Below are 19846 nucleotides of genomic sequence, written 5' to 3'. Positions count from 1 at the left end.
TCTGGGCTTGACCGGCCCGCCCGCCGACGACCGGACCGAATGCCCGACACCGAAGGCCCATCGCTCCTCGATCCCATCGCGGATGTCGCAGAGGAGGCCGGGGACGAGACCCGCTTCGGCCTGCCGGAGGCCGTGCGCGCCCATCTCGGCACGCTCCTCGGTCGCGCCTACGACCGGATCGACCTCGACTCGGACAGGGATGCGAACCCCTTCGCCGACCTGCTCGCGCGCCTGGAGACCGCCCTCGCGCAGGCCGAGGGCGAGCGCGACAGAACGTTCCGCGCGGGCCTGCTGCAGGTGGTGCCGGCGCTGCACCGGTTCGCGGTCTCGTTGACGCGCGACCCGGCCGCGGCGGACGATCTCGTGCAGGACACCCTGCTGCGCGGCTGGCGCGGCCGCGGCGGATTCACCCCCGGGACCAACCTGGAGGCGTGGCTGTTCACGATCCTCCGCAACGTCTTCTACAGCCAGCACCGCAAGCAGGGCCGCGAGGTCGCCGACACCGACGGCAGCTACGCCGACCGGCTGACCAGCATCCCCGAGCAGGGGGGCCATCTCGACCTGCAGGACGTGCGCGCGGCCCTGGATCGGCTCGCGCCGGTGATGCGGGAGGCGCTGGTCCTCGTGGCGATCGAGAACCTGAGCTACGAGGAGGCCGCCGTCGTGATGAACTGCCGGATCGGCACCGTGAAGAGCCGGGTCTGGCGCGCCCGCGAGCAACTCGCGCGCATGCTCGGCTACGGCGGCGACGAGATCGGCAGCGACGGGGTCATGCTCTCGGTGACCGGCACCTCGGCCTGATCGCGACGATTCTCACGATCGAATACGCCAATTCGACACTTCGACGGCCGTATTCGCAAGCAAATTGACTTAGGTGAAAGCGCCCGGGCCGCCGCCTGGGCGATATGGGGCGGGTTGGGTCGATCCGTCGACTCGGCCGGGCTCCCATCGGTGTGACACCCCCCCGATCCACCGATGGGAGCCTCTTCACCGGAAGCCGCAGCGGATGCGCGGGCCGGACACCCCCGCCCCCGATCTCAGGTCGAGCCGCCCCGATCCGCATCGAGCTGCTGCAGCAGCTCCGCCAGCCGGGGATCCAACGCCTCGTCGATCACCGGATCATACATCGCCCGCATCTGGTGGCCGAGCCGCACGCGCGTCTGCGCGTCGAGGGTCGGGCCGCCCGCGATGGGGATCACCCGCAGGGCGGCGGGTGCCGCGCCGGGGGCGTAGCGCTCGGTCGGTCTCGGGGCGGCACGCCGGTGCTCGGGCCGCGGTTCAGGCCGGTGTTCGGGATAAGGCATGCCTCCTACATCGGCCCGCACCCCCGCCGCGGCAACCACCGGTCCGCCCGATGGCACGCCCGATGGCACGCCCGGCGGCACGACCGGCGGCACGACCGGCGGCGTCTCGTCGTCCGCCTCAGGCATCGTCCTCCGGGGCGAAGACCTCGCCCTTCTCGGCCAGCACGGTGTTGGCCGCGTCGCGGGCCAGCTCGTCCCGCGCGGCCGCGGGATCGGGGCGGCCGAGGGCCCGCGCCAGGGCCCCGTCCCAGCCGGGCGCCGGCGCCTGGCCCTGCCCGGCGAGGATCGCGCCGGCCCGGCGGCAGACCCGGTCCCAGTCCGGCGCGCCGAGGGCGGCCCAGTCGGTCCCGAGGCCGAGTTCGGTGGCGGCTTCGGTGGCGGCCTGAGTCGCGGCCCGGGTCGCGGCGTCGGCCGGGCCCGGCGGCGGGGCGGGGATGTCGGTCATGGCGATGCGGCCTCCTGCCGGGCTGTCGATGCTCCGGCGCACGATATAGCGCGCCGGTCCCCGCCCATCAGCGCAGGCCGTGGGCCGCGAGTTCCTCCGGCACGCAAGCGGCCGCGTCCTGGCGCACCAGGATCGCCTCGAGGGTGACCGGGCGGTCGTCCCAGGCATCCACGCCGACATCGCAGGAGCGCGTGGTGTCGGCGAGCCAGCCGTGGCTGTGCCCGTAGAGGTGGCGCGTCTCCCGCCACAGGCCCGGCCAGGCCCGGTGCGCGTAGTGCGACAGGAACAGGCGGTGCGGCTGCCCGCGCGCGTCCGCGACGGAGAGGCGGGCGCTCTCCACCGGCGGCTCGGCCCAGGGCAGGTCCAGGACACGGTTCGAATCGTGGTTGCCCCGGACGAGGCGCTTGGCGCCGTTCAGCCGCGCGAAGATCGCCGCGCAATGCGCCCGGCTGGCATGGGCGGCGAAGTCCCCGAGGTGCCAGACGACGTCCTCCGGGCCGACCACGGCGTTCCAGCCGGCGACCAGGGCCTCGTCGTGGGCCTCGACGCTGCCGAACCGAGCACCGCGGTGGCGGAGGATGTGCGGGTCGCCGAAATGCGTGTCCGCGGTGAAGAAGATCGCCATGGTGTCGAGACCTGGGCCGCGTGCGCGTCCCGTCCAGGCCGGCCGGCGCGGGGCGCGCGGCCGCACCGCCGCTTCGGGCCCGCTTCCAGCCCGACTCGGGCCCGCTTCCGGGAAGCCCCACGGGCCGGTAAGGCTGCGGCGATGCTGGATCCCGCCATCTACGCCCATCTCCTGGACGCGGCGCGCGCCCATCCGCCGCTGCGGGCCGCCCTGGAGCGGGCCGGTCCGATCCGGGTCGAGCCGCCGGCGCATCCGTGCGTCGCCGACCGCCTGTTCGTCGAGGTGGTCAACCAGCAGCTCTCCGTCCGGGCGGCGGCGGCGATCTGGGCCCGGATCGAGGCCGCGGCCGCGGCGGCGGGCGCGAGCCCGAGGGGCCTGTTCGAGGCCGGGGACGCGGCGCTGCTGCGGGCCTGCGGCCTCTCGGGCAACAAGGTGCGGGCGCTCCAGGCGATCGTGGCGGCCGAGACGGCGGGCCTCCTCGGGCCGGGCCTCGCCGCCCTGCCGCATCCCGAGCGGGCGGCGATCCTGTGCGGCATCCGCGGCGTCGGCCCCTGGACGGCCGACATGGTCGGCATCTTCCACTTCCACGACCCGGACATCTGGCCCGCGGGCGACGTGGCGGCGGTGGGCTGCCTGCGCCGCCTCACCGCGCAGGCCGACACCGCCGCGGTGGCGGCCGCCTTCGCGCCGTACCGCTCGATCCTGGCCCGCTACCTGTGGCGGATCAAGGACACGGCGCCCGCACCGGCGGACCTACCGGCGGACCTGCCGACCCGAACGGAACCGGCGCCCTGGGCCCGGCGCCCCCGCGGCACGGCGAAATCCGGGTGACGGCCGGCCGGAGATCGGCTATCCGTCGGCGCCTCCCGGGCCCGTAGCTCAATGGTTAGAGCCGGCCGCTCATAACGGTCTGGTTGCAGGTTCGAGTCCTGCCGGGCCCACCACCAATTAGCTAAGGCGCTGCAAACGCTTAAAGATCGTCGACCATCTCGCTTGCAATCGGGCCGGGATGCATCACAAATTGCCTAACATGGGCGACGACGTTCCTGAGGGTCGCCCAGATCTTGATCCGGCCGGAAGGTGAGCTTCCAAGTCTCATTGGGCGGCTTGCAAGGCCGTTTCCAGGGCCATTCCTGGGCCGTTGGCCACCCCAGGGCGGTCTGAGGACCGCTCTCGTTGTAGTGCCGCCGCCTCGTCTCGATCTTGTTCCTCATGTCGGCCAGCGACAGGGACGCAGTTCGCGTTCAGGCACTCGTCGCGTCGGCGGCCGTCCTGTGTGGATGGCTCCCGCATTGCAAGTGGCGAATTGAGCTTCTGACGCGTTGGTCGGGTGCAGTCTTGTGTCCGGCCTGTTGATGCAGTCGTTCATGTTGACCGCTGGCCCTGATGGTATCCGTGAGCTGGGTCCCACTCTGCTTTGCGGGCTCTGACGCCCTGGACAGCCGGCGGGGTGTCCCGGCTCCCGGTCTGACCGGTTCGCCATCAACTCTCATCGTCCTCGCAACCTGGAAACGTCTCCTCTGCGTGCTGTCAGGCAGCCCTGGCCGCCGGTGCGCGGTAGGTGCCGCCGCGGGTCATGATCGCCCAGGCGACCCGCGCCGTGCGATTGGCCGCCGCCACAGTCACCACGCGCACTGGCTTACGCTGCAGCAGCGCCGGCAGCCGCGGGTCGACCGAGGTCGGTGTCGTCTTCGCGCGCCGGATCAGAGACGTCATGCCGACTACGAGCAGCCGGCGCAGGTAGCGGTCGCCCATGCGCGAGATCCGGCCCAGGCGCTCCTTGCCGCCACTGCAGTTCTGCAGAGGTGTCAGGCCCAACGAGGCCGCGAACTGCCGACCGGAACGGAAGCGCTCGGGCTCGCTCACCGACGCGGCCAGCGCGGTTGCCGACACGATGCCGACACCCGGGATCGTCGCAAGCCGCTGCGACAGGTCGCTGTCTCGATGCCAGGTGAGCAACTCCTTCTCTAGTCGGGTGAGCTGAATCTGCAAGGCACCGATCTGATCGGCCAACCCGGTCACCACGCGCTGGGCTAACGGCGGCACCTCGGCCGCGTCTCCGGCCGAGAGCCGGGCCGCCAGTTCGAGCGCGTGCCGCAGGCCCCGCGCCATCTCGATCCCAAACTCGGCGAGCAGGCCTCGGATCATGTTCACCAGCTGCGTGCGTTGCTTGACCAGCAGGTCGCGCGTCCGGTGCAGCGCCAGCGCCGCCTGCTGCTCGGTCGCCTTCACGGGCACGAAGCGCATGCTCGGGCGCGTCACCGCCTCACAGATGGCAGCGGCATCGTTCGCATCGGTCTTGCCGCGCTTGACGTACGGCTTCACGTAAGCCGGCGGCATCAGCCGCACGTCATGGCCGAGCTTTATGAGTTCCCGGGCCCAGTGATGCGCCGTGCCGCACGCCTCCATGCCGATCAGGCACCGCGGCAGCTTGGCGAAGAACGGCGTGACCTGCGCCCGCCGCAGCGCCTTCCGAACGACGACGTGCCCAGCTGCATCGACGGCGTGAACCTGAAAGATGCTTTTGGCCAGATCGATGCCGACGGTGGTGATCTCCATGGGGATGGCTCCTGCATGAGCGTGGCTGCTGCTTCGACAGCGACCACATCTTGGCACCGAGATGCCGTCAGTCGGAGCGGGAGCCATCCACCCCATCTGCTTTCTCTGCCCCCCATCTCCAAAGCAGCCGTTCCATTATCGGCCAGACTACGACACGCTGGATCGCAATCGCGGGTAAAACCAGACATTCGGCTTGGCGCCCATACCCGCCGCTGGAGCGCGCTGCCTGCCTCGCGGCAAGCAGACAGTGTCGGCATCAACTGGAACTGTCGTTTGCCGCAATGAAGCGATCGATACTGGCGCCGGAGAACATTGCATGTCCTGAAAGTCGATGGTGCCATAGCACTGATGGGTAGGCTCGGAACGGAAATCAGCTATCCCGTAAGATCGTCGGAGCGATGACACGGCGTATTTTATGCGATCAGCCGGCCGGCCAGAAACTGGTTGTGCCGCCGGAATCATGCTACTTGCAGGCATGTCTGAGGCTCTCGAGATTGCTCATGGCACCTTTGGTCGCGTGGCGCTCCTCGACATGGACCGGAGCCTTGTTCGGCACGCGCATCCGCACTGCCACGTTCTTCTGAAGGTCGAAGGGGACGACACCGAGTTCCTCGTTGGGGACCGTGTCGTTGCGCTGACCGACGAACAGGCCGTGCTCGTCAATGCCTGGGAAACGCACGCTTATCTCCATGATCCGCGCCGCGCCAAGGCGATGATCCTGGCCCTCTATATCGAGCCGGACTGGCTGGGGGCCTTCCGGCGCAATTGGGCGGCGAGCGGGGCGCCTGGCTTCTTTGGAAAGCCCTTGGGCGGCGTGACCCCGACGATCCGCCGCTTCGCGCACGACCTCGCTGCGGAGATGGTCTACGCGCCGCACTCCTCGCACATTCAGGATCAGTTGCTGTCGGGCCTGATGATCGCGGTAATCGAGCGGTTCACCGCGTGGCGTGAGGAGGCCGAGGCGCTCCGCGCCGCCGCCAGGCGCAACGCCAGCGATTGGCGCATCCGGCGGACTATCGCGCGAGTGCGCGCCGAGCCCGGTGTCACGTTGGGGATCGAGGCCCTGGCCCGTGAGGCGGGCCTTTCCCGAGCGCAATTCTATCGCCTGTTCGAGCAATCCACCGGAGCTCCGCCCCACGTCTTCCTCAACGCGATCCGCATCGAGCAGGCCGTCGAGTCGATCGTGGGCAGCGAGGAATCCTTGGCGGCGATCGGCACGCGCCTCGGCTTCGCCGCGCCTGCCCATTTCTCGCGCTTCTTCCGGGATCATGTCAGCGTGCCCCCAAGCGTATTCCGCAGCATTGTCCGGCGAAGCGGCCAACCCGCCGTGTGAAGCCAAAGGCCCTCCGCCACGTCGAAAATGAGACGTTTGGGTAAGTCGCGAGATGCCTCGGCATCGTGGCGCCCGCCCGGATCCGTCACTCTGCCCGCGACAAGGACCCCATCGAGAGGTCCGGTGGAGGAAGCGGCTTGGGCATCGTGTCAACGAGCTATGTCGGACGGTCCGTAGAGCGCGTTGAGGACGCCGCCCTGCTCTCCGGGCTCGGCCGCTACATCGACGATCTCGGCACGCGGCCCGGCACGCTGCACGCGTCGATCCTGCGCTCGCCCCACGCCCATGCGGACATCCTCGCCATCGACGTCCAGGCGGCCAAGGCGCTGCCCGGCGTCATCGCCGTGATCACGGGCCGCGACCTTGATGCCGTCACCACCGGTCTCGTCCCGGCCCTGCGGGCGGCCGTCGATGCCCGCGCCATCGCGGTGGACCGGGTGCGCTATGTCGGCGAGCCGGTGGCTATCGTCGTCGCCCGCGACCGCTACCTCGCGGAGGACGGCTGCGACCTGATCGAGGTTCAGTACCGAGTCCGCCCGGCGGTGGTCGACCCGCTGGCGGCCCTCGCCCCCGACAGCGAGATCCTGCACGAGGGTGTCGGCGCGAATCTCGTGAGCGACCGGCGTTTCCGCTACGGTGACCCCGAGGTCGCCTTCGCAGATAGCCCGCACAGCCTGTCCGTGACCGTGCGCTACCCGCGCAACACCGGCTCGCCGATGGAGACCTACGGCGTCGTCGCTTCCTACGACCCCACCGACGACTCCTACGACGTGCTCGCGAACTTCCAGGGGCCGTTCAGCATTCACGCGGTCGTTGCCCGGGCGCTCAAGGTGCCGGGCAACCGCCTGCGCCTGCGCACGCCCCCGGATTCCGGCGGCAGCTTTGGGGTGAAACAGGGCGTCGCCCCCTACGCGGTCCTGATCGCTGCCACGGCCCGCCTCGTGGGACGGCCGGTGAAGTGGATCGAGGACCGGCTGGAGCACCTCTCGGCCTCCGTCTCCGCCACGAACCGGGTCACGACCCTCCGGGCCGCCTTCGAGGCGGACGGGCGCGTCACCGCTCTCGATTGGGATCAGGTCGAGGATTGCGGCGCCTACCTGCGGGCGCCCGAACCCGCCACGCTCTACCGGATGCACGGCAACCTCACCGGCGCCTACGCCATCCGCAACGTCGCCGTACGCAACCGGGTGGTGCTCACCAACAAGACCCCGACCGGCCTCGTGCGCGGCTTTGGCGGGCCGCAGGTCTACTATCCGCTCGAACGGCTGATGCAGCGCATCGCCGTGACGCTGGGCCTCGATCCCTTCGCGGTGATCCGGGCAAACCTAATCCCGGCCGACGCCTTTCCCTACCGCACCGCGACAGGCGCTCTCTACGATTCCGGCAATTACCAGCGCGCCCTCGACGAAGCCGCCCGGGATGGCGGGCTCGTCGAGTTGAAGCGGCGACGGGACGCCGCCCGCGCCGAGGGCCGCCTCTATGGGATCGGCCTGACGGCGGCGGTCGAGCCCAGCGTCTCCAACATGGGCTACATCACCACCGTCCTGACGGCGGAGGAGCGCACCAAGGCCGGGCCGAAGAACGGCGCGCAATCGACCGCCACCATCACCCTCGATCCGGTCGGCTCGGTGACGGTGCAGGTCGCTTCGGTGCCGCAGGGCCAAGGGCACCGGACAGTGCTGGCCCAGGTGGTGGCCGACGTCCTCGGCCTCCCGATGGAGCAGGTCCGGGTCACGGCCGACCTCGACACCGCCAAGGACGCATGGTCCATTGCCTCCGGCAACTATGCGAGCCGCTTCGCCGCCGCCGTGGCGGGGGTCGCGCACCTCGCCGCCACCCGCCTGCGCGACAGGCTCGCGCGGATCGCGGCGGCGCAGCTGAACCTACGTCCCGAGGACCTGCTCTTCGCGGGTGGGCGCATCGTCTCGCGATTGAACCCGGATGCAGGCCTGCCCTTCGCGCGGGTGGCCGCCACGAGCCACTGGTCGCCGGGCCTCGTGCCCGAGGATCTCGGCGCGGTGATCCGCGAGACGGTGTTCTGGACGCCCTCGGAGCTGACCGCTCCGGACGCGGAGGACCATATCAATTCCTCCCTCTGCCACGGCTTCATCTTCGACATCTGCGGCCTGGAGATCGACCGGGTCACGGGGAAAATCGCCATCGACCGCTACGTCTCGATGCACGATTGCGGGCGCGTACTGCACCCGGGCATGGTCGAAGGCCAGGTGCGCGGCGGCTTCGCGCAGGCGCTCGGCGCGGCAGTCTACGAGGAACTCGCCTACGGCGACGACGGCGCCTTCCTGTCCGGCACCTTCGCCGATTACCTCCTGCCCACCGCGACCGAGGTGCCGGACCTGCGCATCCTGCACGTCGAGAGCCCGTCTCCCTTCACGCCGCTCGGCGCGAAGGGGGTCGGTGAGGGAAACTGCATGTCGACGCCGGTCTGCCTCGCCAACGCGGTGGCCGACGCCCTCGACCTCGAGGCCATCGACCTGCCCCTGACGCCTGCCAAGCTCGCCGCCCTCGCGGCAGGGGGCGACGAGCCGGCGCCGCCGGCCGGTCGAGCCGCGAAGGCCGCCGCGAAGGCGGGCGACCGGACCCTGCGCGGCGACGGCGCGGCCACCGTCACTGCCCCGCCGGAGACGATCTGGGCGATGCTCCTCGACCCGGACGTGCTCGCCTCCGTCATTCCCGGTTCGCATGGGGTGCGGAAGCTCTCCGACACAAGGTTCCGGGCCGACGTCACCCTCGGCGTCGGTCCGGTGAAGGGTCGCTACAAGGCCGAGGTGATCCTCTCCGATCTCGATGAGCCCCGGGCGGTGACGCTCACCGGCACGGTGACGGGCGGCCTCGGCAGCGGCGGCGGCACCGGCCGTTTGACCCTGGAGCCCGACGGCTCGGGGGGCACGCGGATCGCCTACGTCTACGAGGCGGCGGTGGGCGGCAAGGTCGCGGCGGTGGGCGGACGCCTCCTCGACGGGGCCGCGCGGGTGATCATCGGTGGGTTCTTCACGGCCCTCGCCCGGCGAGCCGGCGGGTCCGGCAAGCGCGGGCTCCGCCTCCCGGCCGCCCTGCGATGGCTCCTCGCGCGTCTGGGGGTGTCCGCATGAAACCCGCGCCCTTCGCCTATCTGCGCGCCACGTCCGTGGACGACGCCCTCGAAGCCCTGCGCCAGCACGGCCCCGAGGCCCGGATCATCGCGGGCGGCCAGTCCCTGATGCCGATGCTCAACATGCGGCTGACGAAGCCCGCCGTGCTCGTCGACGTGATGCGCATCCCCGCTCTCAAGGAGCCTCGCCTCGACAAGGGGGCCCTCGTTATCCCGGCGGGCGTGCGGCAGGCGATCCTGCTCGACCGGCCGGGGCTCGCCCGGGACTTGCCGCTGCTGGCCGCCGCCCTGCCGTGGGTCGGGCACATCCAGACCCGGGCACGGGGGACACTGTGTGGCTCCGTCGCCCATGCCGACCCGAGCGCAGAGATTCCCCTCTGCCTCGTGGCGCTCCAGGGCGAGGTGCATCTGCGCAACCGGCGAAAGGTCCGGCGCGTCGCGGCGGAGACCTTCTTCGCTGGCATGATGGCCACTGACCGGGCCGACGACGAGATGATCGAGGCCATCGCCTATCCGCTGCGGCGGGAGGGCACCGGCACGGCCTTCGCTGAGATCGGGCGGCGACACGGCGACTACGCGATCGTCGCCTGCGCCGCCGTGGTGGACGGCACCCGGATGCGGCTCGCTGTCGGCGGCGTCGCCGACCGGCCCACAGCCCGCGACTTCCCCCACCTCGACGGCTCGGCGCTCGACGATGCCCTCAACGCCTTCGCCTGGGACCTCGGCGCGGGGGACGACCTCCACGCCACCGCCCGCTACCGCCGCGACCTCGTGCGCAGCCTCGGCCGCCGGGTGCTGGAACAAGCCGCCAAGGTCGCCCGCGGCGACACCCATCAGGAGGCCGTGCCATGCCACAGCTAGACGCGCAGGACCGTCACACGGTCGCCTTCACCCTCAACGGGCGCGAGACCGCGGTCGAAGTCGAGACCCGCACCCTGCTGACCGACGCCCTGCGCCACGGGCTTGGGGCCACGGGCACGCATGTCGGCTGCGAGCACGGCGTCTGCGGCGCCTGTACGGTGTCCATCGACGGGGTTCCCGCCCGGGCCTGCCTGACCCTCGCGGTGGGGGTCGAGGGCTGTGCCGTGCGGACCGTCGAGGGTCTGGCCCCGGAGCCTGGCCGCCTCGGGGTGCTGCAGGTGGCCTTCCGGCGGCGGCACGCCCTGCAATGCGGCTTCTGCACCGCCGGCATCCTGATGTCACTCGACGCCTATCTCGCGCTCCGGCCGAACCCGTCACGACGAGAGATCACGGAAGTGATCGGGGGCCATCTCTGCCGCTGTACCGGCTACGCGCCGATCATCGAGGCCGCCCTGGAGGCGGCTGCGGAACTCAGGGGCGACATCCCGGCCCCGTCATCCCCGGAGGCCACCCATGCTTGATCTCGGCACCAGCTTCCTCGCGAGCGTCTCCCGCGATCCCTGGGCCCTGGCCCTCGTCGACGGGGAGACCCGGCTGACCTACGCGGAGTGGTTCGGGGTCATTTCCGCGACCGTGGCCGGGCTCGACCGGCTCGGGCTGAAGCCCGGCGACCACCTCGTCACGGTCCTTCAGAACCGGCACGAGGCGGCGACCCTGCACTGGGCCTGCCAATTCTCGGGAGTCGTGATCACGCCAATCAACTGGCGGGCCAAGGCCGAGGAGATCGATTTCGCGATCGAGAACGCGGAAGCCCGCGCCATCGCCTACGAACCGGTCTCGGCCGCGAGCCTGCGTGAGAGCGCGGCATCGCAGCTGATCCCGCGCATCGCCGTCGGCACGCCACCCGGCCCCGGCGAGACGGCCTTCGCCGACCTCGCCGCCACCGAGGAGCCGTCGGCGACGCCCCGGGCCGACGCGGAGGCGATCTCGCTGATGCTCTACACCTCCGGCACCACCGCCAAGCCCAAGGGGGTCCCACGGCGACACCGGGCGGAGCGCGCGGCGGCCGTGGCCCATGTAGCGCAAAACCTCTACGGGCGCGGCGAGCGCACGCTCGGCGTGATGCCACTCTACCACACGATGGGGGTGCGCTCGCTCCTCGCCATGTCGCTGATCGGCGGGACCTTCGTCTGCCTTCCCCGGTTCGATGTGGCGGGGGCGCTGCGGCTGATCGCGGCCGAGCGGATCACCAACCTCTACCTCGTGCCGACCCTCTACCACGACCTCGTGCACCACCGGGATTTCCAGGCGACGAACACGACCTCCGTGCGCAAGCTCGGCTTCGCCGGGGCACCGATGACGGACGGCCTGCTCGCCCGCCTGACCGAGGCGTTCCGGCCGGACCTCTTCGTCAATCATTACGGCTCGTCGGAGGTCTACACCTTCACGATCAACCACGAGGCGGCGGTTAAGCCCGGCTCGGCCGGGCGGGCGGGCCTCAACACCATGGTACGTGTCGTGTCCCTGGGGGGCGATCCTAGCCGGACCGCCGCGCCGGGCGAGGAGGGCGAGATCGCCGTCATCGCCAAGGGCGACGAAGCCTTCGAGGGCTACTGGCATCGCCCCGAGGCCGACGCCAAGGCCTTCCGCGACGGCTGGTACTTCACCGGCGACACCGGCTTCGCCGACGCCGACGGCGACCTCTACGTCACCGGGCGGGTGGACGACATGATCATCACCGGAGGCGAGAACGTCTCGCCCGTCGAGATCGAGAGCCGCCTGTCCCTGCATCCGGCGGTGTCCGAAGTCGCCGTCGTCGGCCTGCCCGACGAGCGCTGGGGCCGGATCGTCGCGGCCTTCATCAAGCGGAGCGGCAGCACCGACGCGGCGGCGCTCGACGCCCATTGCCGGGCCGGCGGCCTGCCGAGTCACAAGCTGCCGCGCCGCTACGTCTTCGTGGACGAGATCCCGAAATCGCCGGTCGGCAAGCTGCTGCGCCGCCAACTCGTGGCCGGCGAGTACGTCCTGGAAGGCGGGGCCGAGCCCCATGCCGAAGGTCACGAGGCTGCCTGACGGTCCCGCCCCCACTCCGAATCACAAGCGAGAGACCAAACCCATGACGAGCGACACCCACACCATCGACCCGCGCCTGACGAACCTCGACGGGTTCCGCGTCGAGATCGACTCGGAGCGCGAGCGCGCCGACGTGATCCTGGCGCGGCCGCCCATGAACGTCATTGCGATGCCCCAGCGCGACGAGATCCGTAAGGTGTTCGAGGCGCTGGACGAGGATCCCCGCGTGCGGGTCATCGTCCTGCGGGCGGAGGGCGAACACTTCTCGTCGGGGGGCTACATCAAGGGCTTCCTCGACGCCTCGCCCGAGCACGTCTCGAAGCTCGCCTGGAACATGGCGGCGCCGGCCCGCTGCTCGAAGCCCGTCATCGCCGCCAACCGGGGCTATACGTTCGGCGTCGGCTTCGAGATCTCGCTGGCCTGCGACTTCCGCATCGTCTCCGAGACCTGCCGTTACGCCCTGCCCGAGCAGAAGCTCGGGCAGATTCCCGGCTCCGGCGGCTCGGCCCGTCTCCAGAAGATCGTTGGCATCACCCGGACCAAGGACATCGTGATGCGCTCCAAGCGCATCCCCGGACGGCAGGCCCTCGACTGGGGCATCGCCACCGAATGCGTGGCCGACGCGGACCTGGAGAAGGCCACCGACGCGCTGGTCGACGAATTGCGCGCCTTCTCCCCCATCGCCCAGCGCACCGCCAAGAAGCTCCTCAACGACACCGAGGATGCGAGCCTCTCCATCGCCATCGAGCTCGAAGGGCATTGCTACAGCCGCCTGCGGCAGGCCGATGACTTCCGCGAGGGCGTCGAAGCGTTCCACGCCAAGCGCGCGCCGCGCTTCACCGGCTCATAGCCCGGCCGCGCCGGGGGGCTGCATAGCGGCTCCCCCCATCCCGTGACCTTCACCGCATCGCTTCGATCCCGCCCAGGCGGGAAACGACGGCGCGCGCCCGAATGGCTCCCATCCAGACCCAGAGCCCGAACCGGCCCCACCGCGGCAACGACCGCATCCCCCGGAGGAACCCCATGCAGACCGCCGCCACCTTCGCATCCGATCCCCCCGCCCTCGCCAGGCCCACTGGTCGGCAGACGGCGACGGCCGCCATGGCCTCGCTGTTCGGCTGGGGGCTCGATCTCTTCGACCTGTTCATTCTGCTCTACGTGGCGCCGGTCGTCGGCACCTTGTTCTTCCCGGCGGACAAGCCGATGCTGTCGCTGGCCGGAGCCTATGCCTCCTTCGCGGTCACGCTGCTGATCCGACCCCTCGGCTCCGCCCTGTTCGGCTCCTATGCGGACCGCTTCGGCCGCCGCCGCGCCCTCATGGTGGCGGTGATCGGCGTCGGCCTGTCGACGGCGGTCTTCGGCCTCCTGCCGACGGTTGGCCAGATCGGATGGCTCGCCACCGCGATCTTCCTATTCTTCCGCCTCGTCCAGGGCGTCTTCGTCGGCGGTGTCGTTGCGGCATCCCACACGATCGGTACGGAATCTGTGCCGGAGCGGTGGCGGGGGCTGATGTCCGGGGCGGTCGGCAGCGGGGGCTCGGCCATCGGCGGCCTCCTGGCCTCCCTGGTCTTCTATCTCGTCTCGCTCATGGCGCCGGGCGAGGCCTTCGCCGACTGGGGCTGGCGGGTGATGTTCTTCTCGGGCCTACTGACCTCGGTGATCGGCCTGATCCTCTTCCGCAACCTCGAGGAATCCCCGATCTTCAAGGAGCTGCAGGCCCGCAAGGCCGCGCTCCGGGAGGGTGCTCCGACGAAGGCCTCGCCGATCCGCTCGCTGTTCTCGCCGTCCAACCGGGGAAGCTTCGCGGTCGCGACGCTCATCTCCTTCGGCGGCGGCGCGGCCTACTACCTCACGTCCGGCTACCTGCCGACCCTCCTCAAGCTCGTGAACGGCGTACCGAACGCCACCGCCTCGATGATCCTGATCGGCGCCAACGTGGCGGCGGCGATCGGCGCCTGCGGCATGGGCGAACTGAGCCAGCATATCGGGCGCAAGCGGTCGTTCTTGCTGATGGGAGTCATCCGCCTGTTCGCCTTTCCCGTTCTCTTCCTGACCATGGCGAACACGACGAGCCTCATGGGGGTCGCGGCCTGTGCCTTCCTTCTCTCGCTCATCGCCAACGCCAGCTACGCGCCGCTGTTGATCTTCCTCAATGAAAAATTCCCGACGGCGGTACGGGCCACGGGGACGGGCCTGACCTGGAATATCGGCTTCGCGCTGGGCGGCATGCTGCCGACGTTCGTCTCCCTCATCGCCGATGGGCCGACGCAGATCCCGATGGTGCTGACGGTCGTGATGACATGCGTCACGCTAGTCTATCTCGTTGGCGCCGTTATCACTCCGGAGACGCAGGGCAACCTCGACCGGGCGTGACGGCCCCCCATGCAGGCGGAGCCACCTCCCAGGGCGAGCGTTCTGCTGGTCCTCCGCCTGCACGCCCTTGACCAGTCCGTCCTTCCCTATTCCGAGGGAAGGACGATACGTGCTGGTCGAATCTCGGTGGGAGCGATGAAATGGCTCGTCTGCAATCCTCCGGCTTCTTCGATCTCGGCGATGGTCGACTGGAATATCATTTCGTCGGTCGACAGCCGGAGGTGGCCCCCACGCTTGTGTTGCTCCACGAAGGCCTCGGTTCGGCGATGCAATGGGGCGCCCTGCCCGAGACCCTCGCCCAAACGACAGAGTGCGGTGTCCTGGCCGTCTCCCGCCAGGGATATGGCGCGTCGAGCCCGGTGCCCTTGCCTCGCCCGGCCGATTATCTCGAGCACGAGGCCCGCACAGTCCTCCCGCGGTTACTCGACGCCGCAGATTTCAGGAGCGGCGTGATGATCGGCCACTCCGACGGCGCCTCGATCGCCGCTCTCGCCTTGGCGGAAGGTGATGCCCGCCTGCGGGGCGGTGTGCTGATGGCACCGCATTTCTTCGTGGAGGAGGTCACGCTGTCCGCGATCCGGCGAACCCGAGCCGCCTACGAGCGGGGGCTCTTGAGGACCCGCCTCGGCCGCTGGCACACCGATGTCGAAGGGGCCTTCCGTGGCTGGAACGACGCATGGCTGGATCCGGCCCGACGCGGATGGACGATCGAGGCTGCGCTGACACGCCTGACCGTCCCCGTGACACTTATACAGGGAACCGAGGACGCCTACGGGACGCAAGCCCAGATCGCTGCAGCCCGCAGATCATGTCCACCCAGCCTGCTCACAGTCCGTGAGATGCCGGGTGTCGGTCATGAACCACATCGCGAAGCTTTCGCGGACACGGTCGCTCTCATCTCGGCTTTCGTCGAGTATGTCCTGAAAGACGAACCAGGCTAAGGATCTACACAATCCTGACGGCGCCATGATGAATGACGGATCTGTCTCCGACAACAGAAGCACATCTTCAGTTCGCGATTCTGCGAGAGGCCGAAACGCCACGTCTGCTATATGTCCCGCACTTCCGCAAATCGCCTTTCCGCTTCCGGCCAGCATTTTCCATCACGAAGCACTTCTGTGAACGTCCTCGATGAGTGGTTTTCTGTCTATCGAATTTCGGCCAGCAAGGCATGAAAGCGAACGTCGGCCACATGCATACTCCCGAGGGAAGCCAGGCATTGGCCTGCTTGAGGTGAGCGCCATTTGTTCGTTCAGGTGTGAGGCCTAGATCATGCTGCTATGCCACGCCATCTTCGGCCACTACCTCCCGCGTCACGGCGAATTGGCCAACACAGCCCGTAGTGCTCCGCATTTCACTGCGTTCGTGGTCAGCACGTGCAATGCCGTTGCAAAGTTCTGCACCTGCCGCACATTGAAGCGGACCTACGAGCCTAAGATCGCGATCCTGCGAAATGCATGATCCGAGCAGGCCGCCGGCTCAGCCCGGATTGGATGGCGGGTCGCCCTCCCGACCCTGAGCCGGCCGACAGGCGCCCTAGCCGTGATCGGTCCGCCGGATGCGCTGGCTTTGCTGCCCGAGGCCCTCTATCCCTAGCGAGACCGTGTCGCCCGGCTGCAACCAGACGGGCTTGGGCTTGATCCCCATGCCGACGCCCGGCGGCGTGCCCGTCGCGATGATGTCGCCCGGCAGGAGCGTCATGTACCGACTGCAGTACGCGATGATCTCGCGAACGCCGAAGATCATCGTGCGCGAATTGCCCGTCTGACGGCGGGTTCCATTCACGTCGAGCCACATGTCGAGCTGCTGCGGATCGTGGATCTCGTCCTTTGTCACGAGCCAGGGTCCAATTGGACCGAACGTATCGCATCCCTTGCCCTTGTCCCATTGGCTGGACTGAAGCTGGAAGGCCCGCTCCGAGACGTCGTTCACGACGCAGTATCCGGCAACATGATCGAGGGCGTGCTCCTCGGTGACGTACTGCGCCGTCGATCCGATCACGACGCCGAGTTCCACTTCCCAGTCGAGCTTGGTTGAGTCGCGGGGCTGGATCGTGTCGTCGTTCGGCCCGCAGACGGCGCTCGGAGCCTTGAGGAAGATGATTGGCTCGCTCGGGATGGCCATGCCGGCCTCGGCCGCGTGGTCCGAGTAGTTGAGCCCGATGCAGATGAACTTCGAGAGGCCTGTGAAGGGAACGCCGAGGCGGGGGCTTCCTTCTACCCGGGGCAGCCGCGTCGGATCCGTCTGTGCGATCCTGGCGAGACCGTCGGGCGCGAGTTCGGACGGACCAAGATCACGGCACATCGACGAGAGGTCGCGGAGGACGCCTGCAGCATCGACCAGAGCAGGCCGCTCGGACCCAACCTCACCGTAACGACAGAGCTTCATCGATCATCTCCGGATCAAGGGCGAATCAAGTGGGAGGAAGCCGGTCCAGCGGGTGCCCCTTCGGCGAGAGAGCTGAGCCAGTCGCGGGCGAGGGGCACATCGGCCGGTGTCAGGTCGTGGCCGCAGGGTAGGACATGGTGGGTCGCTTCGGCGCCCAGCTCGGTCAGGCAAAGTGCCAGATCGGCCCCGAGTGCCGGCGGCGCGATCGTATCCGTCTCGCCCGAGACAACGACGGCGCGCTGCCCGACAAGGGCAGCGGCCGCGGTACCAGTCAGCGGTGGAACGGCGCGCAACAGGATCGCGCCCGTCAGAAGAGCAGGATGCAGAAGCATGAGTGCGGCCGCGATGTTGGCTCCGTTCGAGAAGCCGAGGGCAAGCGGGGGCCCGAAACCGTAACGGTCGCGGGCGGCCGCGACGAAGGCCGCCAGCTCATCGGCTCGGCGGACGACCTCGGATGAATCGAAACGACCGTCCGGATGGCGAGCGAAGTGGCGCAGCTTGCCACCTTCCGATACGGCTCCGCGGACGGCCAGCATCGGCGCGCCGGGGGCCGCTGCCTGGGCAAAGGGCACAAGCTCGTCTTCGTCACCTCCGGTGCCGTGCAGCAGGAGGAGCGGCGATCGGCTCCCTTCCGACGCATACCAGCGGTGGGCCAAGCTATCGAGGCTCACCGGCCTGCCTCCGACCCGAAACTGAGCCCGGAGTTGGCGGGGTGGGGCGTGACTCGCGTGAACGGGCGGCGTGTCGCCAGGAGTAGCACCACGATGCCCGTCAGCATCAGGCCCGTCATGAACCACAGGCCGGGCGTCAGGCTCCCCGTCGCGTTCCGGATCCAGCCCAGCAGGAAGGGGCTCACGAAGCCACCCGTGAGGCCAAGGCAGTTGATCAGCGCCAAGCCGCCCGCGGCCGAACGCTCGGGGAGATAGGCCATCGGGATGCCGTAGAAGATCGGCATCGCGCCGAAGAGCGTCGCGGTCGCGACGGAGAGCAGTGCCAGGACGACTGGAAGGTTCGCGCCGGCGAGGGACGCCCCAATCAGCGCGCAGGCACCGACACCGACACAGACGGCGTAGTGCCACCGCCGCTCTTGCCGTCGGTCAGAGCGTCGGGACAGCCACACCATGCCGATGCCGCCGATCGCATAGGGGATTACGGACCATAGGCCAATTGCGGCGGCTCCCTGGACACCGGCGGCCTGCATCATCACGGGCATCCAGAAGGTGATCGCATAGAGCCCGCAGACGAGGGTGAAGTACGCCAGCGCGAGGACGTAGATTCGTGGGTCGCGGAACGCCGCACCGAATGCATGGCCGCCGGCAGCCAAGTTCGCGTCCCGGTTGATCTCTGCCAAAAGGAGCATCTTCTCGGATGATGTCAGCCAGGGAGCATCTTGAGGCTTGTCGACGAGGATCCGGAGCGCGACGAGCCCGAGAAGCACGGCCGGCATGCCCTCCAGAAGGAACATCCACTGCCAGCCCCTGAGGCCGAGGACGCCCTGCATGCCTTCGAGGATGAAGCCTGAGACAGGTGCACCGATCACACCGGCGAGCATGCTGCCGCTCAGAAAAATTGCAGTCATTTCCGCCCGGCGGCGGTTCGGATACCAGAGCGTCAGATAGTACATCACCCCGGGGGCGAGGCCCGCCTCGAACGCTCCCAGGATCAGCCTCAGCGCGTAGAACGAATGGGGCCCGGTGATGAACATCGTTGCCGAGGAGGCGAGCCCCCACAGGATTAGGATGCGCGCCAGCGTTCGCCGGGCGCCGACGCGCTGAAGGACGAAGTTGCTCGGGACTTCGCACAGAAAGTAACTGACGAAAAATAGTCCGGCGGCGAGGCCGTAAACCGCGTCGTTGAAGCCCAGCTCCGCGCGCATGTGCAACTGCGCGTAGCCGATATTCACCCGGTCGAGATAGGCAGCCACGTAGCATGCGAAGAGGAACGGCAGCAGCCGCCACTGCAATTTTCGATAGAGTGCGGCGCTATCCACATCATCCGTCTCGAATGACTTAGCCGACGGTCGGCCAAGCACGGGCGGATCACCTCCGGGCGTCACGTCCATTTTCATGATCTCCCTATTCTGTTCCGGAACTTCCGTCCGGTTCGAAGGCACGCCGGGCGCAAGTTCTCTCGCGCTCGCCATCAGAGACGTGAGAACCAGTCCTCAAGTTCGATATTGAGGGGGAGGAGGATGCGAACGACGCAGTTGTACCAAGCCGTCGTCAGGACCAGTTCTAGTCGCTCCTGCTCGTCCAGGAACCCGCACAATTCGGCCCAGAGGCCGTCATCGACACGGCCGGTCCGCGTCACGTCGCGAGCGAAGCGCATGACGGCGCGTTCGGAAGCGGTGAACCGGTCATCCGTCTCGAACTGCGCAAGCTGCTCCAGCTTGGCTTGGGACAGCCCGGCCTTCACCGCCGAGTTCCAGTGATGCGCGACCTCGTAGTCAGCCCGCGTCTCAAGCCCGACCGTCAGGACGGCTAGTTCGCGAAGTTGCCGGTCGAGCAGAGTGCTCTGGCGCAGCGACATCGCCATCGCGAGAACCCCGTCACACAGCGCAGGCGCGTTGGCGACGGCGAGAAAGACGTTCTCGACCGGCTTTCCCCGCAGCGCTTCCAGGCGGTCGAACAATCCCTGGTGATCTGGTCCGACGCTGGCCCGGCTCGCGTTCCCAATCCTCGGCACTTCGAGCTCCCAATCAGGGCGTTTGCGCGGAGTGGCGGACCGTGAAGGTAGAAGCCGTCAGCCCAGCGTCAGCATCGTATAGCGCGCCGGG

The 19846-nt window shown here is 68.9% G+C and carries 18 protein-coding genes, 1 tRNA gene and 1 pseudogene; 11 read left to right on the top strand and 9 right to left on the bottom strand.

Annotated features, from left to right (window positions below; genetic code table 11):
- Positions 1-39 precede the first annotated feature (39 nt).
- A complete protein-coding gene (locus LXM90_RS16895) occupies positions 40-801 on the top strand; it encodes a sigma-70 family RNA polymerase sigma factor (RefSeq protein WP_020094805.1) in 762 nt (253 codons plus the stop codon).
- Positions 802-1037: 236 nt separating this feature from the next.
- Here LXM90_RS16895 and LXM90_RS16890 read toward each other — a convergent pair whose 3' ends face one another.
- From LXM90_RS16890 to LXM90_RS16880, 3 genes are all read right to left on the bottom strand, one after another.
- Entirely contained in the window at positions 1038-1430 is a 393-nt protein-coding gene (locus tag LXM90_RS16890) for a hypothetical protein (RefSeq protein ID WP_234080829.1), read from the bottom strand.
- The gene (locus LXM90_RS16885) at positions 1423-1749 is read right to left on the bottom strand and encodes a hypothetical protein (protein ID WP_020094807.1); all 327 of its coding nucleotides are present in this window, start codon (positions 1747-1749) and stop codon (positions 1423-1425) included. Before LXM90_RS16885 ends, LXM90_RS16890 begins: the two co-directional genes overlap by 8 nt.
- Before the next feature lie 67 nt (positions 1750-1816).
- Positions 1817-2374, bottom strand: coding sequence for a metallophosphoesterase (locus tag LXM90_RS16880; RefSeq protein ID WP_234080828.1), 558 nt, complete (start codon positions 2372-2374; stop codon positions 1817-1819).
- Between the two features lie 141 nt (positions 2375-2515).
- On the opposite strand from LXM90_RS16880, the gene LXM90_RS16875 reads away from it, so the two are divergent.
- Together LXM90_RS16875 and LXM90_RS16870 are read left to right on the top strand one after the other, a co-directional pair.
- A complete protein-coding gene (locus LXM90_RS16875) occupies positions 2516-3205 on the top strand; it encodes a DNA-3-methyladenine glycosylase family protein (protein WP_234080827.1) in 690 nt (229 codons plus the stop codon).
- A 37-nt stretch (positions 3206-3242) separates the two neighbouring features.
- A tRNA-Ile gene (locus tag LXM90_RS16870) sits at positions 3243-3318 on the top strand.
- A gap of 151 nt (positions 3319-3469) precedes the next feature.
- Here the strand turns inward: LXM90_RS16870 and LXM90_RS32100 are convergent.
- Together LXM90_RS32100 and LXM90_RS16865 are read right to left on the bottom strand one after the other, a co-directional pair.
- Positions 3470-3724: pseudogene (locus tag LXM90_RS32100) on the bottom strand (integrase core domain-containing protein); the annotation flags it as partial.
- A gap of 180 nt (positions 3725-3904) precedes the next feature.
- The gene (locus LXM90_RS16865) at positions 3905-4933 is read right to left on the bottom strand and encodes an IS110 family transposase (RefSeq protein ID WP_234080826.1); all 1029 of its coding nucleotides are present in this window, start codon (positions 4931-4933) and stop codon (positions 3905-3907) included.
- 475 nt (positions 4934-5408) lie between these two features.
- On the opposite strand from LXM90_RS16865, the gene LXM90_RS16860 reads away from it, so the two are divergent.
- The 8 genes from LXM90_RS16860 (at position 5409) to LXM90_RS16825 (ending at position 15623) form a co-directional block, all read left to right on the top strand.
- Entirely contained in the window at positions 5409-6266 is an 858-nt protein-coding gene (locus tag LXM90_RS16860; protein ID WP_234080825.1) for a helix-turn-helix transcriptional regulator, read from the top strand.
- Between the two features lie 137 nt (positions 6267-6403).
- Positions 6404-9376 (top strand): xanthine dehydrogenase family protein molybdopterin-binding subunit, encoded by a 2973-nt coding sequence (locus LXM90_RS16855; RefSeq protein WP_234080824.1) that lies wholly within the window; start codon positions 6404-6406, stop codon positions 9374-9376.
- Positions 9373-10236, top strand: a complete 864-nt coding sequence (locus LXM90_RS16850) for an FAD binding domain-containing protein (RefSeq protein WP_042669572.1) — start codon at positions 9373-9375, stop codon at positions 10234-10236. The genes LXM90_RS16855 and LXM90_RS16850 overlap by 4 nt, the downstream gene beginning before the upstream one ends.
- Positions 10224-10757: a (2Fe-2S)-binding protein gene (locus tag LXM90_RS16845; protein WP_234080823.1), complete on the top strand. Its 534-nt coding sequence runs from the start codon at positions 10224-10226 to the stop codon at positions 10755-10757. The genes LXM90_RS16850 and LXM90_RS16845 overlap by 13 nt, the downstream gene beginning before the upstream one ends.
- On the top strand, positions 10750-12309 hold the full coding sequence (locus LXM90_RS16840; RefSeq protein ID WP_020096248.1) for an AMP-binding protein: 1560 nt from the start codon (positions 10750-10752) through the stop codon (positions 12307-12309). The genes LXM90_RS16845 and LXM90_RS16840 overlap by 8 nt, the downstream gene beginning before the upstream one ends.
- A gap of 43 nt (positions 12310-12352) precedes the next feature.
- Complete coding sequence (locus LXM90_RS16835) at positions 12353-13159, top strand: enoyl-CoA hydratase/isomerase family protein (RefSeq protein WP_020096249.1); 807 nt, start codon at positions 12353-12355, stop codon at positions 13157-13159.
- A gap of 173 nt (positions 13160-13332) precedes the next feature.
- Positions 13333-14682, top strand: coding sequence for an MFS transporter (locus LXM90_RS16830; RefSeq protein ID WP_020096251.1), 1350 nt, complete (start codon positions 13333-13335; stop codon positions 14680-14682).
- A gap of 140 nt (positions 14683-14822) precedes the next feature.
- Entirely contained in the window at positions 14823-15623 is an 801-nt protein-coding gene (locus LXM90_RS16825; RefSeq protein ID WP_100253854.1) for an alpha/beta fold hydrolase, read from the top strand.
- A gap of 595 nt (positions 15624-16218) precedes the next feature.
- Here the strand turns inward: LXM90_RS16825 and LXM90_RS16820 are convergent.
- The 4 genes from LXM90_RS16820 to LXM90_RS16805 form a co-directional block, all read right to left on the bottom strand.
- Positions 16219-17070, bottom strand: coding sequence for a fumarylacetoacetate hydrolase family protein (locus tag LXM90_RS16820; protein ID WP_205833530.1), 852 nt, complete (start codon positions 17068-17070; stop codon positions 16219-16221).
- Between the two features lie 14 nt (positions 17071-17084).
- Positions 17085-17741 (bottom strand): alpha/beta hydrolase, encoded by a 657-nt coding sequence (locus tag LXM90_RS16815; RefSeq protein WP_056531139.1) that lies wholly within the window; start codon positions 17739-17741, stop codon positions 17085-17087.
- Positions 17738-19132 (bottom strand): MFS transporter, encoded by a 1395-nt coding sequence (locus LXM90_RS16810; RefSeq protein WP_234080822.1) that lies wholly within the window; start codon positions 19130-19132, stop codon positions 17738-17740. The genes LXM90_RS16815 and LXM90_RS16810 overlap by 4 nt, the downstream gene beginning before the upstream one ends.
- Positions 19133-19212: 80 nt before the next feature.
- A complete protein-coding gene (locus tag LXM90_RS16805; protein WP_020096256.1) occupies positions 19213-19701 on the bottom strand; it encodes a carboxymuconolactone decarboxylase family protein in 489 nt (162 codons plus the stop codon).
- Positions 19702-19846 lie beyond the last annotated feature (145 nt).

Source organism: Methylobacterium oryzae (genome assembly GCF_021398735.1).
Taxonomy (GTDB): domain Bacteria; phylum Pseudomonadota; class Alphaproteobacteria; order Rhizobiales; family Beijerinckiaceae; genus Methylobacterium.
The sequence above is the reverse complement of the archived record's forward strand: the minus strand, read 5'-3'. Positions and strand labels throughout refer to the sequence as shown.

What these genes read in the sequence shown, in the direction of transcription:
- LXM90_RS16890 (WP_234080829.1), bottom strand. Translation starts at nt 1,430, where the DNA reads ATGCCTGAGGCGGACGACGAGACGCCGCCGGTCGTGCCGCCGGTCGTG.
- LXM90_RS16845 (WP_234080823.1), top strand. Translation starts at nt 10,224, where the DNA reads ATGCCACAGCTAGACGCGCAGGACCGTCACACGGTCGCCTTCACCCTC.
- LXM90_RS16875 (WP_234080827.1), top strand. Translation starts at nt 2,516, where the DNA reads ATGCTGGATCCCGCCATCTACGCCCATCTCCTGGACGCGGCGCGCGCC.
- LXM90_RS16885 (WP_020094807.1), bottom strand. Translation starts at nt 1,749, where the DNA reads ATGACCGACATCCCCGCCCCGCCGCCGGGCCCGGCCGACGCCGCGACC.
- LXM90_RS16865 (WP_234080826.1), bottom strand. Translation starts at nt 4,933, where the DNA reads ATGGAGATCACCACCGTCGGCATCGATCTGGCCAAAAGCATCTTTCAG.
- LXM90_RS16895 (WP_020094805.1), top strand. Translation starts at nt 40, where the DNA reads ATGCCCGACACCGAAGGCCCATCGCTCCTCGATCCCATCGCGGATGTC.
- LXM90_RS16810 (WP_234080822.1), bottom strand. Translation starts at nt 19,132, where the DNA reads ATGGACGTGACGCCCGGAGGTGATCCGCCCGTGCTTGGCCGACCGTCG.
- LXM90_RS16825 (WP_100253854.1), top strand. Translation starts at nt 14,823, where the DNA reads ATGGCTCGTCTGCAATCCTCCGGCTTCTTCGATCTCGGCGATGGTCGA.
- LXM90_RS16840 (WP_020096248.1), top strand. Translation starts at nt 10,750, where the DNA reads ATGCTTGATCTCGGCACCAGCTTCCTCGCGAGCGTCTCCCGCGATCCC.
- LXM90_RS16830 (WP_020096251.1), top strand. Translation starts at nt 13,333, where the DNA reads ATGCAGACCGCCGCCACCTTCGCATCCGATCCCCCCGCCCTCGCCAGG.
- LXM90_RS16850 (WP_042669572.1), top strand. Translation starts at nt 9,373, where the DNA reads ATGAAACCCGCGCCCTTCGCCTATCTGCGCGCCACGTCCGTGGACGAC.
- LXM90_RS16835 (WP_020096249.1), top strand. Translation starts at nt 12,353, where the DNA reads ATGACGAGCGACACCCACACCATCGACCCGCGCCTGACGAACCTCGAC.
- LXM90_RS16860 (WP_234080825.1), top strand. Translation starts at nt 5,409, where the DNA reads ATGTCTGAGGCTCTCGAGATTGCTCATGGCACCTTTGGTCGCGTGGCG.
- LXM90_RS16820 (WP_205833530.1), bottom strand. Translation starts at nt 17,070, where the DNA reads ATGAAGCTCTGTCGTTACGGTGAGGTTGGGTCCGAGCGGCCTGCTCTG.
- LXM90_RS16880 (WP_234080828.1), bottom strand. Translation starts at nt 2,374, where the DNA reads ATGGCGATCTTCTTCACCGCGGACACGCATTTCGGCGACCCGCACATC.